This is a genomic window from Actinomycetes bacterium (assembly GCA_036510875.1).
Lineage (GTDB): Bacteria > Actinomycetota > Actinomycetes > Prado026 > Prado026 > DATCDE01.
In genome coordinates this window covers 1-2,707 of sequence record DATCDE010000350.1, presented here as the reverse complement: position 1 = coordinate 2,707, position 2,707 = coordinate 1, and the positions used below count along the sequence as shown (strand labels likewise).

At 68.5% G+C, this 2,707-nt stretch carries 3 protein-coding genes; 2 read left to right on the top strand and 1 reads right to left on the bottom strand.

The window, feature by feature from the left end:
• Positions 1–191: 191 nt before the first annotated feature.
• Positions 192–848, bottom strand: a complete 657-nt coding sequence (locus VIM19_19995; protein ID HEY5187122.1) for a GAP family protein — start codon at positions 846–848, stop codon at positions 192–194.
• A gap of 317 nt (positions 849–1,165) precedes the next feature.
• Here VIM19_19995 and VIM19_19990 point away from each other — a divergent pair, with 317 nt between their 5' ends.
• Positions 1,166–2,365, top strand: a complete 1,200-nt coding sequence (locus VIM19_19990; GenBank protein HEY5187121.1) for an anaerobic sulfatase maturase — start codon at positions 1,166–1,168, stop codon at positions 2,363–2,365.
• Positions 2,366–2,487: 122 nt separating this feature from the next.
• On the top strand, positions 2,488–2,707 hold a 220-nt coding region (locus tag VIM19_19985), incomplete at its 3' end, for a DUF6325 family protein (GenBank protein ID HEY5187120.1).

Here is a 2,707-nt window from a genome sequence, read left to right as displayed (position 1 = left end):
AACAGCCCGTCGGGCTGAGGAGGGGCTGATCCTGTGCTGAGATGCACCTAAGGTTTCGGCCGACCCGGGCGCGACACACCCGGACGTGCTCACGACCTATGAATGGCAGTACGGTCACCGCACAACCCAGGGGGACTACCTCGCGTGGAACCGGCACCGGCAGGAGACTTCCGAGTTCCGGGCGCGTGCAGTCAGCCCAGCAGCCCGACGATGCCCTTGGTGACGAGCACGAGACACACCAGTCCACCCACCCCGTAGAGAACCGCGCGACTGTGCGCAACGATCCACACCCGCCACCGCTGGTACGTCTGCGGTGCGTGATCCCGGTCGGTCACAAGCACCAGCAACGGCGATGCGACGCCGGTGGAGGCAACCAGCACCCACCCGAGCGCGGCGACCAGCAGCCACCCCTGGGCCAGACCGCTGGAGAGCATCTCCGAGACGGCGGCGACCACCACGGCGTACGTCGGCAGGAAGGCGCCGAGCCCGAACGCCAGCAGCGGCGACATAGTGTCCAGGCGGGCCATCCAGGACGGCTGGCTGTCGGTACCGGCGTCCCTGGGATGCCGCCAGCGCCGAAGAAGCCACCCACCCAAGAACAGCCCGACGGCCAGCTCAACCACCGCATGGCCCTGGCTGGTCGTCGAGGTCTGCGGAACATTCGGGTACACCAGCACGGTCACCACCGCGACCACGGCGAGCGCGACGACCCAGCCGCCGGCGTAGGCCAACTCCTTCTTCACTCCACCACGGGCCGTCACCAGCAGGATCGCGGCCAGCACCGACCACGGCTGAACGGCAAGGAACAGCGCCAGCAGCGCCAACGTGAGCACCGCCGCGAGATCCACCGAGCACCTTCACCCTTGTTCGGATCCTGTCGCGTCAAGCAAAGCACGACCGGCCGAGCCGCAAGGCTCACGACACCCGCCTACGCTGCCGGTTCCATCGACCCGCGTGGCATCACGCGGGGTCCCGTCTCGGCAGCGGGATCGCTGCAGGGGGCGTTCGGCCCGAAACGCGGCCAGGGCGAGGGTAGGCGGGAACCCTGACTGGCCGGTGGCCGGTGGCCGGGAACCACGTACCGAGGCCGAGTGCGGCGTTCAGCCGCGGGTAGGAGTCGCTGGGAACGCGAAGCGCGGCCACAGGTCCAGCGCAGACTGTCTTCATGACGCTGACCGGCCGTGTCCCCGAGGCCTTTCATGTGCTGGCGAAGCCGTCGGGGGCGATCTGCAACCTGGACTGTGCGTACTGCTTCTTCCTGTCCAAGGAGGAGCTCTATCCGGGGAGCTCGTTCCGGATGGACGACACGGTCCTGGACGCCTACATCAGCCAGCTGCTGGCCGGTCACCGCAGCCCGGAGGTCACGGTCTCCTGGCAGGGCGGGGAGCCGACGCTGATGGGGTTGGACTTCTTCCGCCGGGTGCTGGCGACCGTGGATCGGTATCGCCGCCCGGGCCAGCGGATCGAGCACACGATCCAGACCAACGGCACGCTGATCGACGACGAGTGGGCGGCGTTCCTGGCCACCCACGACTTCCTGGTCGGGATCTCCATCGACGGTCCGCGGGAGGTGCACGACACCTATCGGGTGGACAAGGGCGGCAAACCGACGTTCGACCGGGTGATCCGCGGGCTGGACCGGCTCAAGGCCCACCGGGTGCGCTGGAACGTGCTGACCACGGCGCACCGGGCCAACGAGGACCGAGGCCTGGAGGTCTACCGGTTCCTGCGCGACGACCTGGGTGCGCAGTTCATCCAGCTCATCCCGATCGTTGAGCGACCCTCACCCGGGGGCATCCCGGTCGGCGATCAGGTGACCGACCGGTCGGTCTCCCCGGGCGGCTACGGCAGGTTCCTGATCGAGGTGTTCGAGGAGTGGGTGCGCCGCGACGTCGGACAGGTGTACGTGCAGATGTTCGACACGGCGCTGGCCAACTGGGTCGGGGTGCCGGGGGCAGTGTGCGTGCACGCCGAGACCTGCGGCACCGCACTCGCCCTGGAGCACAACGGCGACCTGTACTCCTGCGACCACTTCGTCGAACCCGAGTATCTGCTCGGCAACATCACCCAGCGGCCCCTGCTCGAACTGGTCGCCTCACCGCAGCAGGTCGCCTTCGGCAACGCCAAACGCGACACACTGCCCGACTACTGCCGGCACTGCGACGTCCGCTTCGCCTGCCACGGCGGCTGCCCCAAGGACCGGTTCGCCTCCACCCCCGATGGGGAACCCGGGCTGCACTACCTGTGCCCCAGCTACCAGACCTTCTTCCGGCACATCGACCGACCGATGAGGTTCATGGCCGCGCGACTACGCTCCGGCGGGTACGCCGACCAGGTGACGCCCTGGTACGAGCGCCAGGACTAGCCGCGGCCCGGGAGCCGGAAGCGCAGGGCCCAACGGCACTGTCTGAGACCCGGCCCAGGGTGTGAGCGTGGCGGTGGACGGTCGGCTCCGTGCCGCCCCGACTCCTGGAAGGAGAGATGCGCATGAGCGTGAACATTGACGAGCTCGGCCCGGTCGACTGGATCGTGGTGGAGTTCCCGGGCAGCAAGTTCAACGGCGAGGTCGCCCCGGTCCTGAAGGACTACGTCGACCGCGGGCTGATCCGGATCCTGGACCTGCTGATCCTCAAGAAGGACGCCGACGGCGCCTTCGAGGCGTTCGAGACCTCCGACCTCGACGACAGCGAGATCGGCGACCTGCGCG

Bases quoted from the DNA above. Each gene is read 5' to 3' on its own strand.
- VIM19_19990 (HEY5187121.1), top strand. From the start codon at position 1,166: ATGACGCTGACCGGCCGTGTCCCCGAGGCCTTTCATGTGCTGGCGAAG.